General features: G+C 44.4%; 21 protein-coding genes. 20 read left to right on the top strand and 1 reads right to left on the bottom strand.

Annotation, left to right across the window (positions count from 1 at the left end):
* Positions 1-58: 58 nt before the first annotated feature.
* The 20 genes from sufD to B3M51_RS06240 all read left to right on the top strand — a co-directional run bounded on the left by sufD (position 59) and on the right by B3M51_RS06240 (position 22,346).
* Positions 59-1,363 carry a Fe-S cluster assembly protein SufD gene (sufD, locus tag B3M51_RS06335; RefSeq protein WP_292757660.1) on the top strand — a complete coding sequence of 435 codons (1,305 nt, stop codon included), beginning with the start codon at positions 59-61 and terminating at the stop codon, positions 1,361-1,363.
* Positions 1,356-2,579 (top strand): cysteine desulfurase, encoded by a 1,224-nt coding sequence (locus tag B3M51_RS06330; protein ID WP_292480598.1) that lies wholly within the window; start codon positions 1,356-1,358, stop codon positions 2,577-2,579. The genes sufD and B3M51_RS06330 overlap by 8 nt, the downstream gene beginning before the upstream one ends.
* Positions 2,579-3,025 (top strand): Fe-S cluster assembly sulfur transfer protein SufU, encoded by a 447-nt coding sequence (sufU, locus tag B3M51_RS06325; RefSeq protein ID WP_292757658.1) that lies wholly within the window; start codon positions 2,579-2,581, stop codon positions 3,023-3,025. Before B3M51_RS06330 ends, sufU begins: the two co-directional genes overlap by 1 nt.
* Before the next feature lie 3 nt (positions 3,026-3,028).
* Positions 3,029-3,364: an SUF system Fe-S cluster assembly protein gene (locus tag B3M51_RS06320; RefSeq protein WP_104934635.1), complete on the top strand. Its 336-nt coding sequence runs from the start codon at positions 3,029-3,031 to the stop codon at positions 3,362-3,364.
* 467 nt (positions 3,365-3,831) lie between these two features.
* A complete protein-coding gene (locus B3M51_RS06315) occupies positions 3,832-5,601 on the top strand; it encodes a PglL family O-oligosaccharyltransferase (protein ID WP_292757657.1) in 1,770 nt (589 codons plus the stop codon).
* 327 nt (positions 5,602-5,928) lie between these two features.
* The gene (locus B3M51_RS06310; protein ID WP_292757655.1) at positions 5,929-6,159 is read left to right on the top strand and encodes a hypothetical protein; all 231 of its coding nucleotides are present in this window, start codon (positions 5,929-5,931) and stop codon (positions 6,157-6,159) included.
* Between the two features lie 188 nt (positions 6,160-6,347).
* Entirely contained in the window at positions 6,348-7,469 is a 1,122-nt protein-coding gene (locus tag B3M51_RS06305) for a type II secretion system protein (protein WP_292757653.1), read from the top strand.
* A 305-nt stretch (positions 7,470-7,774) separates the two neighbouring features.
* The gene (locus B3M51_RS06300; protein ID WP_292757651.1) at positions 7,775-8,626 is read left to right on the top strand and encodes a prepilin-type N-terminal cleavage/methylation domain-containing protein; all 852 of its coding nucleotides are present in this window, start codon (positions 7,775-7,777) and stop codon (positions 8,624-8,626) included.
* 9 nt (positions 8,627-8,635) lie between these two features.
* Positions 8,636-9,796: a type II secretion system protein gene (locus B3M51_RS06295; protein WP_292757649.1), complete on the top strand. Its 1,161-nt coding sequence runs from the start codon at positions 8,636-8,638 to the stop codon at positions 9,794-9,796.
* Entirely contained in the window at positions 9,793-11,577 is a 1,785-nt protein-coding gene (locus B3M51_RS06290) for a hypothetical protein (protein WP_292757647.1), read from the top strand. Before B3M51_RS06295 ends, B3M51_RS06290 begins: the two co-directional genes overlap by 4 nt.
* Complete coding sequence (locus tag B3M51_RS06285) at positions 11,577-12,260, top strand: hypothetical protein (protein WP_292757645.1); 684 nt, start codon at positions 11,577-11,579, stop codon at positions 12,258-12,260. The genes B3M51_RS06290 and B3M51_RS06285 overlap by 1 nt, the downstream gene beginning before the upstream one ends.
* 64 nt (positions 12,261-12,324) lie before the next feature.
* Complete coding sequence (locus B3M51_RS06280) at positions 12,325-13,992, top strand: GspE/PulE family protein (RefSeq protein WP_292757643.1); 1,668 nt, start codon at positions 12,325-12,327, stop codon at positions 13,990-13,992.
* Entirely contained in the window at positions 13,979-15,202 is a 1,224-nt protein-coding gene (locus tag B3M51_RS06275) for a type II secretion system F family protein (protein ID WP_292757641.1), read from the top strand. The genes B3M51_RS06280 and B3M51_RS06275 overlap by 14 nt, the downstream gene beginning before the upstream one ends.
* Before the next feature lie 4 nt (positions 15,203-15,206).
* Positions 15,207-15,641, top strand: a complete 435-nt coding sequence (locus B3M51_RS06270; protein ID WP_292757639.1) for a hypothetical protein — start codon at positions 15,207-15,209, stop codon at positions 15,639-15,641.
* Entirely contained in the window at positions 15,642-17,801 is a 2,160-nt protein-coding gene (locus B3M51_RS06265) for a DUF3438 family protein (RefSeq protein WP_292757637.1), read from the top strand. It begins immediately after the preceding gene.
* Positions 17,791-18,891, top strand: a complete 1,101-nt coding sequence (locus B3M51_RS06260) for a TonB-dependent receptor (protein ID WP_292757635.1) — start codon at positions 17,791-17,793, stop codon at positions 18,889-18,891. Before B3M51_RS06265 ends, B3M51_RS06260 begins: the two co-directional genes overlap by 11 nt.
* 164 nt (positions 18,892-19,055) lie before the next feature.
* Positions 19,056-20,384, top strand: a complete 1,329-nt coding sequence (locus B3M51_RS06255; protein WP_292757633.1) for a histidine kinase — start codon at positions 19,056-19,058, stop codon at positions 20,382-20,384.
* Entirely contained in the window at positions 20,377-21,033 is a 657-nt protein-coding gene (locus B3M51_RS06250; protein WP_292480568.1) for a response regulator, read from the top strand. Before B3M51_RS06255 ends, B3M51_RS06250 begins: the two co-directional genes overlap by 8 nt.
* A 139-nt stretch (positions 21,034-21,172) precedes the next feature.
* Entirely contained in the window at positions 21,173-21,610 is a 438-nt protein-coding gene (locus tag B3M51_RS06245) for an Hsp20/alpha crystallin family protein (RefSeq protein WP_292480566.1), read from the top strand.
* A gap of 175 nt (positions 21,611-21,785) precedes the next feature.
* Positions 21,786-22,346, top strand: coding sequence for a PepSY domain-containing protein (locus B3M51_RS06240; RefSeq protein WP_292757631.1), 561 nt, complete (start codon positions 21,786-21,788; stop codon positions 22,344-22,346).
* Between the two features lie 88 nt (positions 22,347-22,434).
* Here the strand turns inward: B3M51_RS06240 and metG are convergent.
* The coding region (gene metG / locus B3M51_RS06235) for a methionine--tRNA ligase (protein ID WP_292757629.1) at positions 22,435-24,419 on the bottom strand (1,985 nt) is incomplete at its 5' end.

Raw genomic sequence — 24,419 nt, 5'->3', positions numbered from 1 at the left:
TGGAAAAATCCGGCTATAGCTGGGTGCATGATGCACCAGAGCCGGAAGGGCAGCCTGCATGAAAGTATTAACAGACATTCATACCGATTTTTCTGCTGTTGCTAACAGCCGTGACATCATGGTGGCTGACAACGCACGTTGGAAAACCCTGCGTGAACAGGCTCAGCATCAGTTTGCACGAATGGGCTTACCCGGTAGAAAAGAAGAAGACTGGAAATACACCAGCCTGTGGCAATTTGGTCAGGAACAGTTTGTTCATCAGGTATCTCAACCAGGATATGCGGATATTCATGAGCTGAAACTGGTGGAAGATGCCTATCGTCTGGTGATTGTCGATGGTCGTGTGGATTTGACTGCATCATCTATCGACAGGCTGCCAGAGGGGCTTACTGTAACGCCGTTATCTCAATCAATTGACCGCGCCAGCGAATTTCTCAATCAACAAATCAGCATGGAAAAGCCAGGCTTTAATGCGATGAACACCATGTTGATGAATGAAGGTGTTTTCATAGAGGTAGCCGAAAATACCAGGATTGATAAACCGATTGAATTAATCGTGGTAAATAGTGGCCATACGCAACATTACGCAATGCATCTGCGTCATGTCATTGTGCTGGGAAAAGGCAGTCAGGCAACCTTTATTGAAACCTATGCTGGCAATGACAAAGCCAATGGTTTGACTGACGTAGTGACTGAAATAAGTTTGGCTGAAAATGCAGAATTATTTCATTTCAAACTACAGCGTGAATCTTTGGATCATTATCATGTCGCCACCATGGCTGCTTCGCAGGCCACTGACAGTAAATGGCATAACACCAGTATTTCTCTCGGTGCAAAACTCGCCAGAAACGATGTGCACAGCCAATTACTGGGAGAACAATCCCATGTGACGATGAACGGTCTGTACCTGGTGACCGGTGAACAGCATGTTGATAATCACACCCGTATTGATCATAGCGTGCCCAATACGACCAGTGAAGAAGTCTACAAAGGCGTATTGGATGAACAAAGCCATGCGGTGTTTAACGGCAAAGTAATTGTGCATAAAGATGCCCAGAAAACCGATGCCAATCAAAGCAACCGCAATTTACTGTTATCTCGTGGTTGTGAAATTGATACCAAGCCTGAAATGGAAATCTATGCTGACGATGTTAAATGTGGACATGGCAGTGCAGTAGGTCAAATCAATGAAGATCAATTGTTTTTCCTGCGTAGCCGTGGTCTCGATGAAGTCAGTGCTCGTAGCTTGCTGACCTTTGCTTTTGCGGTGGACGTGATTGAACGCATTACCAATCAGGAACTCAAACAATCTATTACCCAGGTAATTGAAAAACGTTTACCTAAAGGTGGTGTGCATGAGTAATCTGAACATTAATACCATCCGTGCAGATTTTCCGATCCTGCATCAGGAGATTAATGGCTATCCATTGGTATATCTGGATAATGCGGCCACCAGCCAGAAACCACGTCAGGTCATTGATGCAGTCAGTCAATACTATCTGCACGATAATGCTAATATTCACCGTGGCGTACATAAGTTAAGTCAACGTGCTACTGATTTATACGAGGCTGCACGTAGTAAAGTTCGCCAGTTTGTAAATGCCAATTCGGATAAAGAAATCATCTTTACCCGTGGTGCGACTGAAGCGATTAATCTGGTAGCGCAAAGCTTTGTCAGACCAAAGCTGCAGGCAAATGATGAAATCCTGATCAGTCATCTGGAACATCACGCCAATATTGTGCCGTGGCAGATATTATGTGAACAGACCGGTGCCAAACTGAAAGTTATTCCGATGACCCAGACAGGTGAATTGGATTTAACCCATTTTGATGACATGCTGACTGAACGCACTAAGATTCTGGCTATCGGTCAGGTCTCCAATGCATTGGGCACCATCAATCCAGTTAAAACCATGACTGAAAAAGCCCATGCGAAAAATATCCCGGTATTAATTGATGGTGCGCAGGCTGTGCCGCATATGACAGTTGATGTTCAGGATCTGGACTGTGATTTTTATGTGTTCTCCGGCCATAAGATGTTTGCACCCACTGGTATTGGTGCGTTGTATGGACGTGAAGATCTGCTAAACGCCATGCCACCCTATCAAGGTGGTGGCGATATGATCCTTTCGGTGAGTTTTGAAAAAACTATTTATAACGAGTTGCCTGCCAAATTCGAAGCTGGGACACCAAATATCTCCGGAGTTATCGGTCTGGGCGCAGCAATTGATTATATGTGGCAGGTGGGCATCGAAAATATCGCCGCCCAGGAACATCACTTGCTGGAGATAGCAACACGTAAAATCGAAGCCTTAACAGGCGTCAACATTATCGGCACCGCCCCCGAGAAAGCTGCAGTCATTTCTTTCATGATCGAAGGCGTGCATCCACATGATGTCGGCACTATTTTTGATCAGCAAGGTGTGGCTATTCGTACCGGTCACCACTGTGCTCAGCCGGTGATGGAATTTTACGATATTCCGGCCACAGCCCGCGCTTCATTTGCCTTTTATAACTCTGAAGAAGAGGTTGACGCATTGATTAACGCCATACAAAAAACACAGGAGCTTTTTGCCTGATGAGTGATTTAAGAGAGCTATACCAGCAAGTGATCATGGATCACAACAAACGGCCACGTAATTTTCGTGAGATTGAGAAAGCCAATCATCTTGCGCATGGCAATAATCCGTTATGTGGCGATAAGCTGGTGGTTTATCTCAAGCTTGATGGCGATAAGATTGAAGATGTCAGTTTCAAAGGCAGTGGCTGCGCCATATCCATGGCTTCAGCATCATTAATGACAGAAGCTTTGAAAGGCAAAACCATTGAAGAAGCTCAGGCCATTTATGAGCAGGTCCATAAATCAATGACTGGCGAAGAAACTGACAGAAACCTGCTGGGAAAACTGGAAGTGCTGAGTGGTGTTAAAGAGTTTCCGGCACGGGTAAAATGCGCGACTTTATCGTGGCATACCGTGCATGCAGCGATAGACAGCGATCATGATATTTCGATTAGTACTGAGTAACTTATGAACGACAATCAGGTACAACCTTTTACCGCAGAAGATTTAAAAGAAGATGTAATTGAGATGCTCAAAACCATCTTCGATCCCGAGATCCCGGTCAATATCTATGAACTTGGATTGATCTATGAGATCGATGTGAGTGAATCGGGAAATGTGGTTATCCAAATGACATTGACCGCACCGGGATGCCCAGTGGCACAGACCTTTCCGGGTGATGTAGAAAACAAGATCAGCAGCATTGACGGTATAAACAAAGTGCATGTTGAACTGGTATGGGATCCACCCTGGACCCGAGACCAAATGAGTGAAGCCGCTCAATTGCAACTGGGTATGTTTTAAGTTTGTCTTGTTCTGTCTGACAAACTCTGCCGGTTACAGACATCAGGCAAAAAAAAACCGTGGATAGGTTTATCCACGGTAACTCAGATCGCATGACCAATCTGCAGAGGTAACTAACTTTAAGGCTACAGTAAGCAACTATTTCAGGGCTAAGCCCCGAGAGAATCTCATTAGCAAGCTGTCGGAGTTAATCATAGTCATCTAAGACGTCACCGCATATAGGAGGAATTCCTTTTTATTTCGGCAGAGCCCAATCTTTCATACTGGTCTAAAAAATTACATTCATCCCCCTGTTTTTATAAATTTTCTTTTGTCTTCCCAGCCTGGTATTTTCGTTTAAAAATTTCTCCCAAAATAAATAGGGATTTTTTCCTAATGCTTTACGGGAAGTAATTCTCCTATTATGTGCGCACTTTTCAGTAAGCAATAGTTTTACTGTCTGAATGACGCTATCAGGAGAATTTAACGTGAGTGACATTGCTGCTACCCCACCAATTAACACAAGCAGAGTTACTATTATTGCCTGCGGTTTGCTGGCTTTATTCTGTGTTTTACCTTTTGTGATCCCACATCATCGAATACCTCTGACGACGTTTTATAATCAATGGACAGCGATGGCTCTAAGCGCAATGGCCATGATTTTTCTGTTGCGTAAACAGTCCTGGGATGAAATGCATATTCCCTGGTTTGCATTGATGCCGGTCGGGTTATGGGGGATTGTGCTCATTCAATATCAGCTTGGGTTATTCAGCTATTGGCAACAAACCTTTCTGGTCAGCTTATATCTGCTCTGGGCGGCCATATTGATTGTTCTGGGCGCACAACTAAAACGCCTGATAACACTGGAAAAACTGGTTCCCATAATAGCCTGGGCTTTGGTGACAGGCGGGCTTATCTCTGCATTTATCGTCTCGCTTCAATACATCGGCTGGGATGAATCACATTTTATTTTGCGACATAAGTCAGGTGGTTTTGCAGCCAATCTAGGGCAGGTCAATCATCTGGCAACATACATGGCACTTGCATTAGGCTCACTTTTATATCTCTATCTAGCACAACGGATAAATTTATTGGCATTGGTTATCACCACAATCATCTTTCTGATGATTCTGGCATTAACCGGTCAGCGAATGTGCTGGTTGTATGTGGTTTTACTGTCCATCGGTGGTTGGTTAATCGCCAGAAAATCGACTCAATGGCAAATGCATTTCATATCAAGTCGGTTACTGTGGTTAATTCCTTTGTTTATTCTGGTGCAATTGTTATTGCCATTGTTCAGTGCTGATATACCGGCCATGCCAGCCGAGCGGGTGGCAGAGAGCATGGGTGGACAATCGATACGCTTGTTATTGATCCAGCAGGCCTGGGAAATGTTCACCAATAATCCAATATGGGGTATAGGTTGGGGACAGTTCGGTTGGCATAATTTTGCAATGACCGAAAATTATCCAGGGTTAGAAGGCTATGCCGATCATGCACACAATATGCTGCTACATTTATTGGCCGAAACAGGCATTTTCGGTGGTTTGATTCTATTATCCGGCATCGTGTTGTGGTTCTGGCAACAACGTGGTGTGACTATTTCTGCTGAGCGCTGGTGGGTATATGCGATCCTGGCAGTGTTTGCCATTCACAGCTTGCTTGAATACCCATTGTGGTATGCCTATTTTCTGGGGATTGCAGCTGTCGTCATTGGCATCAGTTCTGAGAAGGGCATTGCACTAAAATTAAATCTGGGCGTTCTGCTTTCTGCTGCAATGCTAGTGTTTAGCCTATTTATGCTGAGCAATATCTTTATGCAATACAGCAAAGTAGAGAATTGGTACACCAAAGGGAAAATGGGCCTGTTCTCGGACGAGCAGGCGGTTCCCTTACTTTATGAAATGGCCGAAACCCGTGATAAATCGTTGTTTGCGCCATATCTGGATTTAGTGATTATTAGGGCGCTTCCTGATGCAGAAGAGGTTTTAACTGACAAACTGGCGATGAATACCCAGTTAATGAGATATCTTCCCGGTGAAGAAGAAGTCTATAACCAGGTGACTTTGCTTGCTTTATCGGATCAGCCAGAAGCCGCTGCTCATCAGCTTGATCTGGCTATGCGCCACTATCCCAAATACATGGATAAATACTGGAAAATAGCAACCAGAGGCCTACTGGTCGGAGGGCATAAGCAATTATTTCCTTTGATACAGCAACTGCAAGACTATCAGGATTCTACTTTTCCTCTGCAATAATAAGGAACTTTAAAGTTGCCGAATGGGTAATCTCATTTGGCAACTTTTCTTATATTCCTATTCATAATACACCCTGACTCCGGAGTTATTTTGTATGAAGATATACGCAAAACAGGAAATATTTCCTATTAGCAAGCCTTCCAGGAACTTTTTATTTAACTAGGTAGCGTATAAAAATGTGATGTACATCACATTTAAAAACAGCATCTTAGCGCCGATTTTTCAGTAAGGCATTAATTCCTAAGTAAAATAAGGAAAATCTCCTATAGGGAATAAATTCCCATTTCACTACTATCCACTCACCGAAACAAATCAGAGCCGTGAGATATGACAAGCACAACTGACACCACCGTCAAACCACTTAAATTCAAATTGATGGAACTGGTCGATGATGTATTGGCACATGATGGTTTTGGTGATATTCGGATTGAGGTCAAAATCCTCAAACGCCGTCAGAAAGAGGTGATTTTGCATTGTGGTAAGCAGTACCGTTTTGTTGTCGACATGCCGGATGTAGCCGAGGTCCATACCTCCAAACATCATGCGGTATCAAATTAAACGTCGGTGTTATGAATCTCCCAGTTCTGAACAAAATGCGTAAAAAGCCTGCTCATAACAAAGCAAAAAGACTCAATCCGTCGGCGAATGTTGAATGTGTGTGGGGCACATCACAAACAAAAAAATTAAATCCAGATGACCAACAGGCTGTTCGGGGCAGCTGCGGCATTCAACAGAGAGAGTTATAAATGAACATTAAACAAATGAAATCTATGGTCAGCCGTTTCCGTAACGCTGATTTCTCTGGTGTACAAGACCCGTTTATGCGTGCAAAAGCTCAAAAACTGCAAGCAAAACAAAAAGGTTTTACGCTGCTGGAATTACTGGTTGTTATCACCCTGCTGGCTATTTTAGCAACAGGTGCTTTGGTTGCGTATGACGGTGCTGGTGAAAAAGCTCAATCATCTAAAGCGGCTAATACAACTGCCATATTGGATCAAGGCGTTCGTGCTTATAAAGCTGTAACTCAAGCCTATCCTAACCAATGGGACAACCTTGCTAACCCTAAAACTGCAGGCCAACCAATGGTAGGTATTGGCGAGAATTCTCCTGTTCCATTAAATCTTCAAGAAATTTTAGGTAGTTTAAACCTTGCTACGGCAGCATCTGATGTTGGTGGTGACTTTAACAATCTCGAAGAATACTTCGAGGAAAAATTTGGAATGGATGAAGTCCAACATGTTTTTGGTACTGGTGTAGGTTTGAATGGATCGGTCGAACCTAATCGGTTACACAATGAAGGGACTAACCCTCCAGATGGTACAAACGGTGCTATCGAAACCGAATATGGCGATTTTGGTGGTGGTGCCGCTGATGAACCTGATTACATCTCGATCTTAGCTTCACAAGCTGAAGCAAGAAATGGTGATCCAATGGCATGCTCTGTTGGTGTTGCAGGTAACTTAATAAATGCAACATGGGATGATGGTACCGGTTCTGGTACTGCTGGTGTAGCTAATCCATTAGTAATCAATTCAATTAACGATGCACTCAGCACACAACGTTGTAACCTGGTATTAGCATTAGGTTTTGGTGGTGATGCTGCGCAATCAACGGTTGATTCTGCTGCGGGTGTTATTCAAGCCCCAACCTATAGCAGTGCATTAGTAAATCCTGCTGAGAGTTATGCTCGTTACGTAGGTTTATTCCTTTTGGCTAGTGGTGAAAAAGCTGATACCTCTGCGGACTTCGGCGATGGAACCAGTGTTTTGGTTGAAGAAAACTTCCTACCTCGTCCACGTCTGCTGGGCTTCATTGACACCGAAGGTAACACTATCGATGCCAATATCGCTGCAGCAACTCAAGACTAGTTTTAATTAGAAACTTGAAATTTAACTTGGGGCAGGTAATGCCTGCCCCTTGTTTATTTAAACCAAAAAAAGTTCATTGCGTTAAAGCACTACATTCTTTAACAGAATGAGTTTGGTAGGTTGGGCTGAGGTACGAAGCCCAACAAACAAATAGTTTGTGTATGAATCGTAGGTTGAGTTAAGGCACAAAACCCAACAAAAACCTGATACAGGAGTATCAGCCAGAACAACAACTGGTTTTTGATAAACAGGAAATCAAAAATCCAATTTGAATTGATGGTCTGCCATACATCGGGAACAAGTAAATGAGGTGTTTATTGTTTTACCGACAACTGAAACCGAGCAAACAAATGCGTCTGCCCGGCAATACTGCACACAATTGGCAGCATTCAATCTGTTTCTTACAGCCAACAACCAAAATGGCAGGATTTACCCTGCTTGAGTTGCTGGCGGTTATCGCGTTGCTGGCAATCCTCAGTGCGGCAGCTTTAGTCAGTTTTGATGGCACGGATGAACAGGCTCGTCTTGATGTCACTAAACAGGAAATAGCCGAATTACGTAAAGCATTATTGCAATTTCGACGTGATAATCGCGAATTACCTTGTCGTGAATATCGCGTTGGGAAATATCAGCCTGATGAAGTCGAAATGACCGAACTCATCTTCCCGGATACGACAGGGTGGACATCGGTAAATTATGCAAATTGGTGTGAAAATACTGAGGAGATTTTGCAGGAAGATAATGCTTTAAGCATGTTAAATCGTTTTCCATTTGGTGACATAGAAACAAATAAAGATTTACTTTGGAATGCAGATACCAAGCTGGGGTGGAATGGACCCTACATCAGTCAAGAGGGGCTGACGGATGCCTGGGGCAACGGCTACCGGTTACTTGACACTGAGCTGGATTATAGTCAGGCCTATCGATGCAGAGCAGATGGCACCAATTATTATGTCGACGGTGTAACCGGAAGCTATTCCTGCTTAACTCCAAATGATGACGACTGGGATGACGCCACCTATATTCTACCTGCCAATGTGGCTCGAGTCGTTAGCTTAGGGCCAAACGGTGATTTCGAAAGCGATGTCACAAATTACCTGACCACCGATCCCTGCATTGCCCAAGGTGATGATTTAGTGTTGTGTTTATTGCGCTAAGCGAGATTAATGATGATCACCTTTATGTCTCACCCAACACTTTCAACCCTGCCTGATTCATTCAGTCGAACAAAATCATATCAAAAGGGATTCACCCTGCTTGAAATGGTGCTGGTTTTATTCCTGATTGGTTTACTGGCATCAGCTGGTTTGCTGTTTACTGAAGGTGTTGAGGATCAGGCCAAATACGATGAAACCAAACGTCGTATGGAATTGATCCGCAAGGCAATTATCGGTGATACCACACGCACGATTAATGGCGCACCAGAAATTAGTGGCTTTGCTGCAGATACCGGACGATTGCCAGCCTGCATTGCTGAACTTTTCTATTTAAATACAGAAAATCCGATTTCAGGTGTGGCTGCTGATTTATATCGTTCACCATGTGATACCTCTAATGTTACGGACCTGCCGTTACCTTACTGGTTTATGAATCAAACGACTGGAATAGGTTTCGGATGGAGAGGCCCTTATATCCAGACCTTAACGGATCGAAATGGAGAGGTTCGATTCCGGGATGGATATGGTAACGATGACGATACAGAAAACTTTGGTTGGCAATGGCAGTTGTTTGATAAGAATGACAATTCATTGAACGTTACTGAGGCCAAAAGTGCAGTTAAAGCCAGTCTGCAAAGTCTTGGATTTGATGCAATTGACCCTGTAGATGATATTCCCAAAGGAGATATTTCGGCTATTCCATCCTTAATCGTTAACAATGATTGGAAAGTGACTCTGCCTAATACCATCACGGTTAACTTCCAGAACCAATCTTCAGTAAAAGCACTGCCGGAAAGTGATTTGCAGCTTTTACTAAGACTCTATTCCTTTGAATTTGCAGATTATATTGATGTCACGGATGGCATTAACGTGGCATTAACACTAGCCCAGAGTGAGGTGCCGGAGTTAATGACTCGCACTAAGTCTTTTGTATTACCTGATACAAAAGAGATTTCTATGGGGCAACGGACATACGCAGTAGTTTGTTACGAAGTTCCAGCAGGTGATACTGATGAATATGTAATCTTTGATGGTGATTGTGATCCAACTACCGGACTTGTTCCCGAAACTGGGAATATCAAACCAGACTCATCCACGGTAAGAACGTTTACTGTCGTTCCAAGAAACAGCCTGAACCTGCAACTCGACTGGATCATCCCAACACCATGAATATGAATACGCTTTCTGCATTGAAAAATATTTCATTTGGCCGGCCCAGCCATATTTTGGTCTGCGAGAGTGATGGTTTGACCTTGAGAGCAGCGGTCATCAGTCGCGAGGGCAATCGACTGGTGACACATCAACATGCCGTATCCAATCTGTTGGATCCTGGGTTGGCGCTGACCGAAGTGGTGAATAGCATCCGGACAAATGGCTGGTCAGGCGGTCAGGCGGTGTTATTAACCCCGGCAGCGATGTCGAGCCTGATTGAATTACCGATTAATCCCAAGAAACCAAAACCTCTGCCTCAGATGCAGGCGCTGATTCGCTGGGAGGCAGAACCTTTGCTGTTGCAACAGCAAAACCAGTGGAGCATTGGTTATCTGATGATCAAACAGGGCTTGATGACGCCTGAACAGGTTAATCATATTCGCGGTATTCAACAGGCTAATAAACCCGCCGGGATGGGGCTTGGTGCTCAACAACGGAGCAATTTCCAGCGATTTGGTGAGCTTGCTCTGGAACATGGCTATGTTGATAAAGATAGTCTGGCAGGATTTATTCAGTGTCAGAACTGGTTACGATCTGATGAAGAAGATATTGAGTGCGGCTGGCAGCCGCAGGCTGCCGTTAAGGATGCACCGGGTATTTACAACTGGTTAATCAGTTGTGTCTATAAATCTGTAATTAACCGCTGGTCAGAATCGTTTAAAAATCACGGTATAAAACTATTACAGGTATTCCCGTTAACCGGTGCTTCCGGCGGGTTATTGAAGTCAGGCAATAATGAACAGTTATTGATTGAATCGGGCCCCGGAATCGTTACCACAACAGGCTTATTGAAAGGCCAGATTAATCAGTTCCAGACACATCATATGGCTTCAACAAAGTCCTATGAAGCCTGTCTTGAAGCTTATCACGCGGCAAATACTGATTCTGTAGAAGAAATCTGGCTAAGTTGTCATAGCGACAAAGCCAATCAACTTTATCAGGAGCTGAGTGATGTTCTGGATAAACCGGTTGAATTTCTCAGTGGTATTGATGCTTCGACTGGGGTTACTCCCGGCATGCTGGGAGCCGCATCACAGGTAACAGGACTTTATAGCGGCTCAGCCTGTGTTCCGATAAGAGTTGGTGGCGCAAAACCACCGCTTATTCAGCGTCAGGAAGTTCAGTTTGCTGGCGTGGCAGCCTTGCTTCTGTTGTTGATTGTTGCGTCGGAAGTGACGATGCATGTTCAGGAAACACGGATTGTTGAACAAAAAACGGAGTTGGATGAACGGGCTAAAACACTGGATGAAGCTGTTAAGCGGATTACCGCTATCAATGATCAAATTGATGCCCGTAAAAGTCTGCTCAAAGAACAACAGGCCAGTCAGCAGCGAATGGAAGCTCGAATGACCTTCTTTGGAGAAGAACTGCCAGAGCGGAATATGCTGCTGCAGGCGGTATTGGGCACGCTGCAAAATGCACTTAACGATCATATTGTTATCAATAGCATTGATGAAATGGGTAAACGTCTGCCGATGATGGCAGCTAACCAGCCAGTTCAAAGTGATTTCATTGAGCTGGACAATTTCAATATTGATGCCTGGTCACTTTCAGAAAGCGCTGCTCAGGAATTTATTCAGGCATTAAAGGATTCAGCTACCACCTGGAATCTGATCGTTAAGGATGTACAGATTCTTGAGCGTTCTGGGCCCCTTGGGCTGGATGGTTATGCGGTTGGATTGAGCCTGGTGAAGGTCAAGGCCAGAACAATGCAAATCTCTCAATCGGAGAGAAATTAATGAAATTGAGAGAGTTGAATAAACGGGAAAGGATCCTGGCAATTGCCATTGTGATTGTCATCGTTGTTGGTGGGTATGGATTAATAAGATATCAGCCAGCCAAGACCAATATTGAGTCATTACAGAAGCAGGTGTTAGCGACTCAATCTCGTATCGCCGAGCTGGAAATCCCTGAAGAATCTGATGAAGTGATTGAGGATATTCTGGATCAGCTTGATGATCAGGAGGCTGAAGTCGCTGCGCTGCAGGAGAGCTCTGCCACTATTGAAAGCCGCTTGGCAAGCCGTGATTCGCAACAATTAAGGGTGATGATTTCATCTCTGGCGCTGGAAACCGGTATCCGCATTCGTTCCAATGAGACCTTTCAGGCCTCACCTGTCACGCAAATCGTCCAGACAACCCGTGGTAATAATCGTAAAACCACAGCACAACCCACCCAGGATGTGATTTTACCTGCGACAGCAGGCTGGATAGCCCGGATGTCACCGGGATCGATGTATGCAAGACCATTACAAAAGCTTCAGCTTGAAGGCAGTTATGAATCGTTAAGACGTTTTTTACATGGTCTGGATGGGCTGCCGTGGCAGGTGTCGGTATTGCGGATGAATATTACCAAGTTGCCTGTTTCCCCATTACGGGGGATGCCTCAACCATTATCCATAGATGTGATTCTGGCTTTATGAATTGCTCAGAGACCTTTTATAACGGTGATGAAGTGGCGCTTTTATCGGTAAGAAATGAGGCTTTATGGCGCTAACGGACGAACTCTTAATGCAGGCTGGTGTGGCAACCGAGCTGCTTGACGGAGAAACCGTTGAGCGTTTGCGAGTTTCAGCACGGCGCGAGCGTGTGCCAATTCTGAGTAAGGTGCTTGCACATTATCGTATTCCTGTATCGGCATTGCATCGGGCAGTGGCAGAATCGCGTCAGATTCCGTTTATTGATCTGACTACTGCCACTATTGATCGAAAATTACTGAAAAAACTGCCTGGAAGCCTCATCAAACGCAAGCATTTTCTACCGGTACAGATTGACCAGAACCTGATGCTGGTCACCGCAGATCCGGATGATATGGCAGGCATTGCCGCAGCAACACGGTTAATTGGTGCTGAACTACCCATCGTCATGGCAGAGCCTAAACGCCTTAAGCTGATGGTAGATAATTACCTGGCCACCAGTGCTATGGCTGTAGTAGAGGAGAATGCAACAGCTCCTCTGGAAACTGATTTGGTAGTACTACTGGACACTATACTGACAGAAGCCTATCTGACCAGAGCGTCAGATGTACATCTATTGACTGAAGAAGAGGGGCTTCGGATTCGTTTGCGGATAGACGGCAGCCTTTCTGATTATCCTCTGGCGGCTGATCAGTCAGTTGCATCAGGACTGGTCTCCAGAATTAAAGTATTGGCCGGTCTGGATATTGCTGAACAACGTCAACCACAGGATGGTGGTTTTACCTATCATCTCGTAGCCCCCTTTGATTTGGATTTCAATATTCGTGTTGCCACCGCACCCACCCGTCTGGGTGAGCGTATTACCATGCGTTTGCTCGGACAGGAATCAGGCGGGCTGACACTGACTGATCTAGGCATGCTGGAGCAGGATCTGGCACGTTTTAGTCAAGCTATTCGAAATCCTTACGGAATGATTTTACTGACCGGTCCAACAGGAAGTGGTAAATCAACCACCCTGTTTGCTGCCCTGCAGGAAATCAATAAACCGGACATTAATATCATGACGGTGGAAAATCCGATTGAATATGTGATTGAGGGTGTGTCACAAATTCAGACCGGACCTAAAATCAGTTTTGCCGATGCCTTGCGTTCCTTATTACGGCATGACCCGGATGTGTTGATGGTCGGGGAGATTCGTGATGCCGAAACAGCCGATGTAGCTGTAAAAGCAGCGATGACCGGACATCTGGTTTTTTCAACTTTGCATACCAACAACGCCGTTAGTGCGGTTACCCGTTTGATCGATATTGGTTGTGAACCGTTTTTAATTGGTTCCACCATGACCGCCGTTATCGCTCAACGGCTTGTCAGACGGTTATGTCGTCATTGTGCCAGCAAGCGAACTGCAACAGAAGCCGAGCGACAGGCTTTGGGGTATGAAGATGAAATAATAGAAATATTTGATCCTGTGGGCTGTGCAGTCTGTCAGGGCACTGGTTTTCGGGGACGTTTGGGTTTGTTTGAAACCCTGTGGTTTGATGAACAGCTCGCCAGAATGGTAGCCAAAGGGGCTGATGAGGAAACCCTGGAACAGGCTGCCGGCGACAAGCTGCGTTTTATGTGGCAGGACGGCTGCGAAAAAGTGCTGCGCGGTATGACCACCCTGGAAGAAATACAAAAAGTGGCCGTAGTTAAACATCTGTCTCAATCTGAGGTGACTTACGATGCCGCAGTATAGCTACAACGCACTCAGCAGCTCTGGCAATGAACAGAAAGGTTCATTGCAGGCGGCTAATGAAAGTATGGCTGTACAGGACTTAAGAGCACAGGGTTTAAGGGTTCTGGATATTCGCGAGAGTAGAGGAACTGGCGGCTTTCTGGGACAGGCAAATTTTGCGGACTGGCTTGCGACGCAACGTTCAGTCGGTCCTGATCCATTGATTTTTTATTTCCGGCAGATGGCCTTTATGCTCAGAGCCGGATTACCGGTTGCTCAGGCGCTTGAATTGTCAGCCAGCCAAATCACCAGTAGTCGCCTCAATCTGGCAATAAGAGTAATGCTCAAAGATATCGAAGGTGGACAAGCTTTGTCTGCTGCCATGAGAAAACATCGTGATGTATTTAGCAACATGATAATCAATCTGGTGGTGGCCGGTGAAAACACCGGTGAGCTTGATGTGATTATGGAACGACTGGCCAGCCATCTTGAAAAACGCTCTGCATTAAAAAAACAAATGATTACGGCATTAATTTATCCAGTAATCGTTGTTTTGGTTGCAATTGGTGTGGCGATTTTCATGGTTGTCAGCATCATCCCAAAGTTTGCCACTTTCTTGCAGGGGCAGGGCAAGGCATTACCAGCTTCCACACAGGCATTGATAGATATTTCAGCTGGGATCCGGGAGAACGGAATTCAACTGATTATTGCGGCTATCGCTACATTGATAGCGATCTGGTTGTTTTATCGAACGCCACAGGGGAGATTATGGATTGATCAGCTTTTATTACGCGTACCGGTTATGGGTAAGTTGCTGATCAATGGTTCGATGGCCCAACTGAATTGGGCTATGTCGATTTTGCTGAGCAGTGGCGTCAGTATTTTTGATGGACTGAAAATTTCAGCTGACTTGATGCCTAACCGTGTTTATGCCGACAAGCTCAAACAAGCTGCCGCGAAGGTTTTTGCGGGTCATGATTTGTCGTCCAGTATTCGTCACCCAATGTTACCGGCATTGGTGACGCAAATGATTGCAGTGGGTGAACGCACCGGCACACTTGACAATATTCTGCAGGAACTCGGCACCTATTACGAAAAGTTGCTCGAAACAGGAATCAAACGACTCACAGCATTGATTGAACCAACAATGATTCTGGTTATTGGTGGCATGGTGGGATTTGTCTATTACGCCTTTTTCCAGGCGTTATTTGCGTTAGCTGGCGGGAGTTAAACACGTGCTGCGAAGAACTGGTTTATACGTATTAATGGTTTCAGGGGGGTGGGCGAGTATGGTCATCGCAGTAGAAAACCTTGAACCAGGAATGAATGAACTCGCTCCTATGCGGGATCCGTTTACACCGAGTCAACTAATGTATCAGATTCGAGGCACAGAACTGAACAATTACTCCAGACTGGGAGGCTTTAACCCAAATGAGGTAGTTGCTGAGGATATTCCGGATATGCGCCTGCGTGGTTTTGTATCTGATGAGAATGAAAAAATGCTGGCCTTACTGGAAGTCGTTGGCCGTGGCGTTTATATGGTCAGAGAGGGGGATGAGATCAATATCAATCCACGACGACCTACCGAGGCGATACGTATTACCAGTATTACGCGTTTAGGTGTGACAGTGGAAACCGGCACGATTGGCAAAATTCGGGTGTTGAAATAAATGACTATAAAGCAAGTTTTCTTTTTTATTCAGTTATTCTGCCTGGTTTTCTTGCCTGTGAGTTCGATAAGTGCTGCAGATTTTATAGATGAAGTGGAGTTTAACGAAACCCAACTAGCAGATGTTGTTCGGACTTTATCCGAATTAACAAATACCAATATCATTGCTACGCCGGAGGCCACTGACCGTCAACTGACGATTCACCTGAAAAATGTCAGTGTGCTAGACGCCGTTAAATCTATCAGCCGAATCAGTAACTTATGGTATCGCTACGATGAAGATACTAACACCTACCGTATTATGACTCGTGAGGAGTACAGTCAGGATCTTGTGGTTCGTGAAAGTGAACATATTGAAGTATTCACTTTGTTAAATGCCAATGTGCAGATCATTGCCCAGGCAATTGAAGATCTCTATGGAAGACGGGTGATTCTATCACTGGGCCAGGCCCCTGGTGAGGATGCATTTGGCAGTGGTGGTAGAACAGGGTCGAGTGGTGTCGGTCGTAGCAACAGTACAGTTCGTAATGTTCGCTCTTCCAATCGTGGAGGAATAGGACGTTCAACCAATCGTTCATCTGGAGGGAGAGCCGGGGCTGGCAATACATTGACTCCCGCTGGTTCGCAGCTGGATGGCACGATTCTAACAGTGGACCAGATTTCACAACTCGCGGCTTCCGTTGAGGCCTCTGGATCAAACAATATCAGTCAGGAAACACTTAAAGAGGTGACGATTCAGTCACAACCGATTTATGTCACGGTGAATAACGAACACAATATGATCATTGTGCGTACTGATGATAAGGCGGTGCTTGGATCGATAGAAAAGCTGATTAAAAAAATGGATATTCCAGTGCCACAGGTTATGCTGGAAATGCAGATCCTCAGTGTTATTCTGGGCGAGGATTTCAACTCGATCTTCAATTTTGAATTGCAGCCAAGTGGCAGTAATCAATCGTCTCAGCCAATTCTGTTGGGAAATAATGCCTTACTGAATTCAGGCACATTTATTTACGAATTTCTGAATAACCGTTTACGGGCAAATCTTGAGTTTTTAGAAGAAAACCGGCGAGTTCGAGTGTTATCCAACCCCATGGTTGTCGCGTCAAATCACCGTGAGGCTGAGCTATTCATCGGTGAAGAAACTCTGGTCACCGAAGGCTTTCAATTTTTTGCTTCAGTAATTGATAACGGAGTAGTGATACAACCTGCTTATGTTCAAGCATTGGTCAATCGAGAAGATATTGGTATTACCTTACGCATCACGCCAAGAATTAACTCTGATAGTACGGTCAGTTTACAATTGGAACAGGAGAGTTCAACGGTGAATGTTGGTGGTGGAACTATTCCGGTCACTGATGGCCAAGGAGGAGTGACCAATTTAGCAGTTGATACTATCAATACGGCACGCTTGACGGGTACAGTTATGGCAAAAGATGGCCTGACAGTAGCGGTTGGCGGTTTGATTCGAACCAGCGTGAACAAAAATGAAAGAAAGGTACCGTTACTCGGTGAAATACCTGTAATTGGCAGGGTATTTCGATCCACTATTGAATCGGAAGAAGATACCGAAACGGTATTGCTGATTACGCCACGTATTATGAATGCACCTGGTGAAAGTGAAAAAATTCGTCAGGCAGATAATCCATATTATCGTTCGCATAACGCAGGTTATCCGCCACCCGCCCCGGCACCTAACAGATTTATTGATCGAGATAATTCGGATGACATCGTAACAACCCCTGCAGCTCAGGCTGAATCACCTGATCCGATAGTGAAAGAGCGGCATCAAGTCTATATGGAGATGAGTCAATATGCGGCTGAAACCGTGCGCATTCCAGAAGTGGAACGTTTAAGGGACAAAAATTACAGCCCTGTGCGCGTCAATACACAAAGCAGTCAGCCATTATTTAATGACAATCGTATTAGTGCGACACCTGTAGGCAGCTGGAACCGTGGTGGTATGCATGTTACGGCTCTCTCAGTAGTCAATCGTTCATCACAGACCTTGCCGGTTGATTATCAGAATATTAAAGGCCGCTGGTTAGCTTCATCTGTTGAAAACAGCAGATTATCGGCGATGGGTCAGCCCGAGAGCTCTACTTATATGTATCTGATTTCGGCCTTACCATTTGAGGAGGTTGTCGCGAATGCGCGTTAAGCCGGTTGTTTTGCTTTCGAGTATTGCTTTATCGGCTTTGCCGACACATTATCTTAATGCTGCCCCCAAGCTGCAAATGCATGTATACGAAGAGGTACCTGTGCAGTTACCGCCTGAAAATCAGGTGGTCGGTAAGGCTGTAGAGCCTGAACGTTTGCGGGTGCATATTTATGAAAGCCCCAAAAAAATAGCTGAGAAAAACACACCGTGGTTGCAATACGAGAAAGCAGATATCTATCTTAAAACCGGCTATCGGCGCGATGAATTTCGCTGGAATAAAGCCGGGTTGGGAGGCCAGCCGAATATCCTGTCAGAATTGACTTGGAAAGATCTGGAGATTGCCACAATCAATTTCGGCTCCACGTTATATACCAAGGAAAACTGGTTGGTAAATTTTGATTTTCTGTATGGGGAAGTTTACGACGGCAAGAACCAGGATTCTGATTACTTTGGAAATAACCGTACACAGGAATTCTCACGATCCAATAACGGGGCGGATGAAGGCAGTGTAATGGATCTATCATTGGGATTCGGTAAACGATACGAATGGTTATTTAATGAACGTTCCCGTACTCGTTTTGAATGGCGCCCCATGGCAGGCTTCTATTATTATTCACAAGATTTAAAAATTGTAGATGGATATCAAACGCTTTCAGATGATCCCCGTATACCGCCAGTCGGACCTTTTCCCGGACTGGATTCCAGTTATGATGCCACATGGTATGGCCCATGGATTGGCATAGAAAATCTGTTTGTCAAACAGGATGCATTTGAACTGGGATTAAATCTTAAATATCACTATGCTTTTTATGATGCGACCGCTCAATGGAATTTGCGAAGTGACTTTGCCCAACCGGAAAGTTTTACACATGAAGCTGAGGGAGGAGGGTTTGTAACCGAGATTACGGGGGCATGGTATTTATCACCCCGTTTAGCGCTTACTTTAGATTTGCATTACCAAAAATGGATCGCAGACCGAAACGGCGAGGATAAGATATATTTTGCCAATGGCTCTACCGTTAAATTGAAGTTTAATGAAGCCGAATGGGAAAGCTATGGCATAAGCCTTGGATTGAATTATGATTTTTGAAAAATCACATCTATTAGTGATGCCAAATTTAAGAACGTAAATAAACATTCAACCAGATTTCAAATCATATCAACCAAGACTTAGTTATTAGTAAGGGTCTGGTAATATCACCTAAACTTTCACCAACAGTAGCTGAAACTTATTCAGATCAAGATGGAATATAAATGAGCTTAAGAGGCCTGATTAACAGCCGAATTTTATTTTCGGTGATCATTATTATTATTGTGGGAGGCTTGTTAACCATATGGCAAGCACGTCATTCGGTTGAGCGAGAGGTAAATTCTTCTTTCAATCTGGCCCTGCAAATGATTGATTTGGGATTTAGTCATTTATCCCGAACTTCCATGACTGAATATGAGTGGCTTCAGCAGATTAGTGCGATTCAACACACCCGTCATCTGCATATAAGTATTCTGAATGAAGATAATGAGGAAGTAGAATGGTTTGTATCTGATAATGTCGATGAAGAGCTACCACCGGAATGGTTTCAACGAGCTGTTAAAACCACCTATCCATTTTCAAACTACGACATAAAGCTTGCCGATGGCAGAGTGAAAAAAATTATTGTTCGAGCTGATCCAATGGATGAGATTGCTGAAGCCTGGGAGGAATCCGAGTCTTATTTCTGGTCAGTAATGACGATGATTGCCGTAATATTTTTAGCGATTAATTTCGTATTTAATTCCATGTTGCAAAATGTTCGGACAATTGTTGTTGGCTTACGGCGAGTAGAGTCTGGTCAATATGGTCGTAAACTTCCACCTTTCAAAATCAGTGAATTCGATGCCATTGCCACAGAAATCAATCACTTGTCCGACGCTTTGAAAGTTGCCAAAGAGAATAATCAGGCGTTAGCCCGCCATACGATGCAGATTCAGGAATCTGAAAGACGTAATTTATCTCGCGAATTGCATGATGAAATGGGCCAATCGCTGACGGCTATAAAAGCTATGTCTACCGCGATTCGCCAGCCGGGCACGGATGTGGCAAAAATTTCCGATTCCATCGCTGAAATATGTAACCATTTGGCCGGCGTGGTACGTTCTATGATGCGGACCTTGCATCCATTAAGTCTGGCTGATTTAGGCTTGGGGGCGACGCTGGCCGATCTTGTTAATGAGTGGCGTCGCAGGCATCCTGATCTGGTGATAAAACTGGATTATGATGACCGGCTGGATGATATTTCACATGAGTTGGCGATACATGTTTATCGAATTGCACAGGAATGTCTCACCAATGTAGTGCGTCATGCCAATGCAACTGAGGTAACATTACTGATTCGACAGGAGGGAGAGCATACATCCCCACGTGTAGTTATGCGGATTCGTGATAACGGGCAAGGCGGTGAGTCTTCCGGACATGGGTTCGGGGTGTTGGCCATGCGGGAACGGGTTGAGAATATGGGAGGCCGTTTCAGATTTGAGTCTGAGGCAGGAAAAGGCGTTAATGTCAGTGTATGGATGCCAATCATAGAGAAAACAGAGAATGAATGATAAAAAGATAAGTGTATTACTGGTAGATGATCACCAGGTGGTTAGAGCCGGATTCAGAATGTTACTGGATTCTCAACCTTTTATTGGCGACATAGTGGATGTTGATCGTGGGGAAGTGGCCTGTCATGAATATGAACGCAAGCGTCCTGATGTGGTGGTAATGGATTTATCCATGCCCGGCATTGGTGGATTGGAAACCATCCGTCGTCTTAAAAAGCAGGATCCACAGGCCACTATACTGGTCTACAGCATTCATGATGAATCGATCTATGTCGAGCGTGCCATTCAGGCCGGTGCTAAAGGCTATGTAACTAAAAACAGTGCTGCAGAAGTACTGGCAGAAGCCGTGTTAGCGGTATCTCAGGGCAAACGTTATATTGAACAGGATATTTTGCCGAATATAGACGATTTCAAACATCCCAGTGATACATTGCATTACGGTCAGGTGGTGGAGTTGTTATCGCCAAGAGAGTTTGATGTGTTTTGTCTGACGGCCAAAGGCATGACGGCACATGAAGTCGCTGCCGAATTACATTTGGGCTACAAAACTGTTGCGAACTACAACACCCAGATTAAAAGTAAACTGAATGTAAACACCACGGCAGATCTAGCGAATATTGCCGTTGTATTAGGTATTATCAAACATTAGCATCAACTGCTATCCAACTGATAATTAATAGTTAATGTAAAAATAATTCAAACCTCTTGAATTTTATTAACACATCCCTATCTTGCTGATCAGAAGACAGTATTCGTCTTCATGATGAACTTGTTATGGAGGTGTTTTTATGGCTATTCAACGATACAGACCTTACAGTCTGCTTGATAATCTGCAACGTGAAATGTCGACGCTATTCCAGTCGCCCGCCACTGAAACCAACTTTAGTGAAGAGGATTGGACACCAGCAGTGGATATTCAGGAAAACGCAGAGAGTTACATTATTCACGCCGATCTGCCCGGCGTTAAAGCCGCAGATATTGAAGTGACAGCCGAAAATGGTCTGCTGACCATTAAAGGTGTGCGTGACAGTAAAAAAGTTGAAGAAAAAGATAATTACAAACGTATTGAACGCTTCAGTGGCAGTTTTATGCGGCGTTTCACTTTACCTGAAACGGCTGATGTAGATAACATCAATGCCGCTTCACGGGATGGGGTGTTGGAGTTGACGATTCCTAAAATGCCACAGCTGCAACCTAAACGCATTGAGGTGAATGTGCAGCAGTAAAATCAAATTAAAGCCCCGGACAAATCCTTTTTCCGGGGCTTTTTTGTACACAGGAAAAATTCCCAATATAATAGTAATCAGGTTAGTAGATATCTAATCAACTCAAAAAGATAAGCAACATTGCTCTTGCGGGTAGAGAATGGAACCAAGTTTTTAAATTTAAGGAGCAATACTAATGAAACACACAGCTAAATTATTAACTGCTGCAATCACCATGTCATTATCTTCAATGGCATTGGCTGATAACGATAATTATGACCTCGACGATATCCGTGAATGGAAACTGGTCAAAATGGAAACATGTATGGACGCTGCTTTGGATACCATTCCTGGTAATGTTCGTAAGCTGGAAATGAAAATGGAAGGTGATGATCCTATCTATGAGTTCGATATTGAAGCTACTGCTAATGGCAATACCTACAACGTCGAATGTAATGCAGAAGAAGGTTTTGTTACCGAAATTGAACGTGAAGTCGCCGCTGACGACGCTACGTTCAAAAAATACGCAAAAATCACTGAATCAGAAGCGCGTCAAACGGCTTTAGACTTTATTCCTGGTGAAGTTGTCGCCAATGAATATGAAATCGGTTACGAAGGTTCGGTCACTTATGAATTTGATATCGTGAATGAACACGGTCGCGAATATAAAGTCGACGTAAATGCAGTAACAGGTGAAATTGAAGAAGCCAATTTAGAGTTGTATGAAATTGGTATGGAAAAAGAACTGAACCAGTAAGATCAGTTCCAGTAATATTAAAAAGCCGGCTAATAAGCCGGCTTTTTTTATGAGTATCAATCCGTGGTGTTCAATATGAACCCGAACGTTATTTGACCCGCATACCAGGTTGAGCCCCTGCATCAGGATTAAGAATAAATAAATCCTTTCCTCCGGGACCCGCGGCGAGAACCATACCTTCAGACAATCCAAACCGCATTTTGCGTGGTGCCAGATTTGCCACCATCACCGTTAATTTACCGACCAGATCTTCAGGAGCATAAGCAGATTTAATCCCAGCAAATACCTGTTTTTCAGCCAGTCCGATATCCAACGTCAGTTTCAACAGCTTTTCAGCACCTTCAACATGTTCGGCATGAATGATTTTGGCAATACGCAAATCAATTTTGGAAAAGTCATCAAACTGAATTTCATCGGCAATCGGATCAATGTTTTCAGCTGTTTTTACGGGTGTCGCCGTGGCAGTCATATTTTCTTTGGATTCCTCGATGATGGCGTCAATCTTATCCTGTTCAACACGAGTCATTAGCGGTTTGAATGGATCAATGGTATGACCCAATAATGGTTGACCAATATCAGTCCACTGTAATGCGTCAATTTTTAGAAAAGCTTCAGCCTGTTCAGCCGTGCGAGGCAATACCGGCTTAAGATAGGCTATCAGCACTCTGAACAGATTAATGCCCATGCTGCACACGGCCTGAACTTCAGCTTCTTTACCGTCTTCTTTCGCCAATACCCAGGGTTTTCGTTCATCAATATATTGGTTGGCTTTGTCCGCCAACGCCATGATTTCACGCATCGCCAGAGCAAACTCGCGATTATCATAACGTTTGGCAATGGATTCTGCCTGATCGGTAAAGGCTTTAAATAAAACCTCATCAGCCAATGCATCACTTAACTTGCCGTCAAAACGTTTATTGATAAAACCAGCACAGCGGCTGGCAATATTGACTACCTTACCCACCAGGTCGGAGTTAATACGGCTCTGAAAATCTTCCAGACTCAGATCGATATCTTCAATGGTGTTATTCAGCTTGGCAGCAAAATAATAACGCAAATATTCCGGATTCAGATGATTCAGATAAGTGCGGGCTTTGATAAAGGTGCCGCGTGACTTGGACATTTTTTTACCATCAACGGTAAGAAAGCCATGTGCGTAAACACGATTCGGCAATCTGAAACCGGCACCTTTGAGCATGGCTGGCCAGAACAGCGCATGGAAATAAATAATATCCTTACCGATAAAGTGCACCATTTCAGTGGGACTGTCGGCACGCATAAATTCATTAAAATCCACACCGGTGCGGTCACAGTAGTTTTTGAAGCTGGCTAAATAGCCAATCGGGGCATCCATCCACACATAGAAAAATTTGTTCGGTGCATCCGGAATTTCAAAACCAAAGTAGGGTGCATCACGCGAGATATCCCAATCCTGCAGACCGCTGTCAAACCATTCACCGAGTTTACGACCGACTTCAGCCTGTAAATGATCACCCTGAGTCCATTCCCGCAGCATCGGTTCAAAATTACCCAGTTTGAAGAAATAATGCTTAGATTCTTTAGTGATGGGCGTAGCGCCAGAAACGGCTGATACAGGGTTTTTTAATTCGGTTGGATCATATGTGGCACCGCAGGCTTCACAGTTATCACCATATTGATCAGCAGCACCGCATTTCGGACATTCACCACGAATAAAGCGATCTGGCAGAAACATTTCTTTTTCTGGGTCATAGGCCTGACTGATGGTGCGGCTTTCGATATGTCCGGCATCACGATTTGCCAGATAAATCTGGCTGGCCAGTTGGCGGTTTTCTTCGCTGTGGGTACTGTGATAGTTATCAAAACCAATCGCAAACTCGGCAAAATCCGCTTGGTGTTCCTTGCTGATATCGGCAATTAATTGTTCAGGGGTAATGCCCTCATTTTGTGCGCGCAACATAATTGGCGTGCCATGGGCATCATCGGCGCACACATAATGACATTCGTGGCCTCGCATCTTTTGAAAACGCACCCAGATATCTGTCTGAATATATTCAACAAGATGTCCAAGATGGACAGAACCGTTGGCATAGG

It is taken from the genome of Methylophaga sp. UBA2689, assembly GCA_002354555.1.
In the GTDB taxonomy this organism is placed as follows: Bacteria; Pseudomonadota; Gammaproteobacteria; order Nitrosococcales; family Methylophagaceae; genus Methylophaga.
Note: the sequence above shows the minus strand (reverse complement) of the source record. Positions and strands in the feature narration are given on the sequence as shown.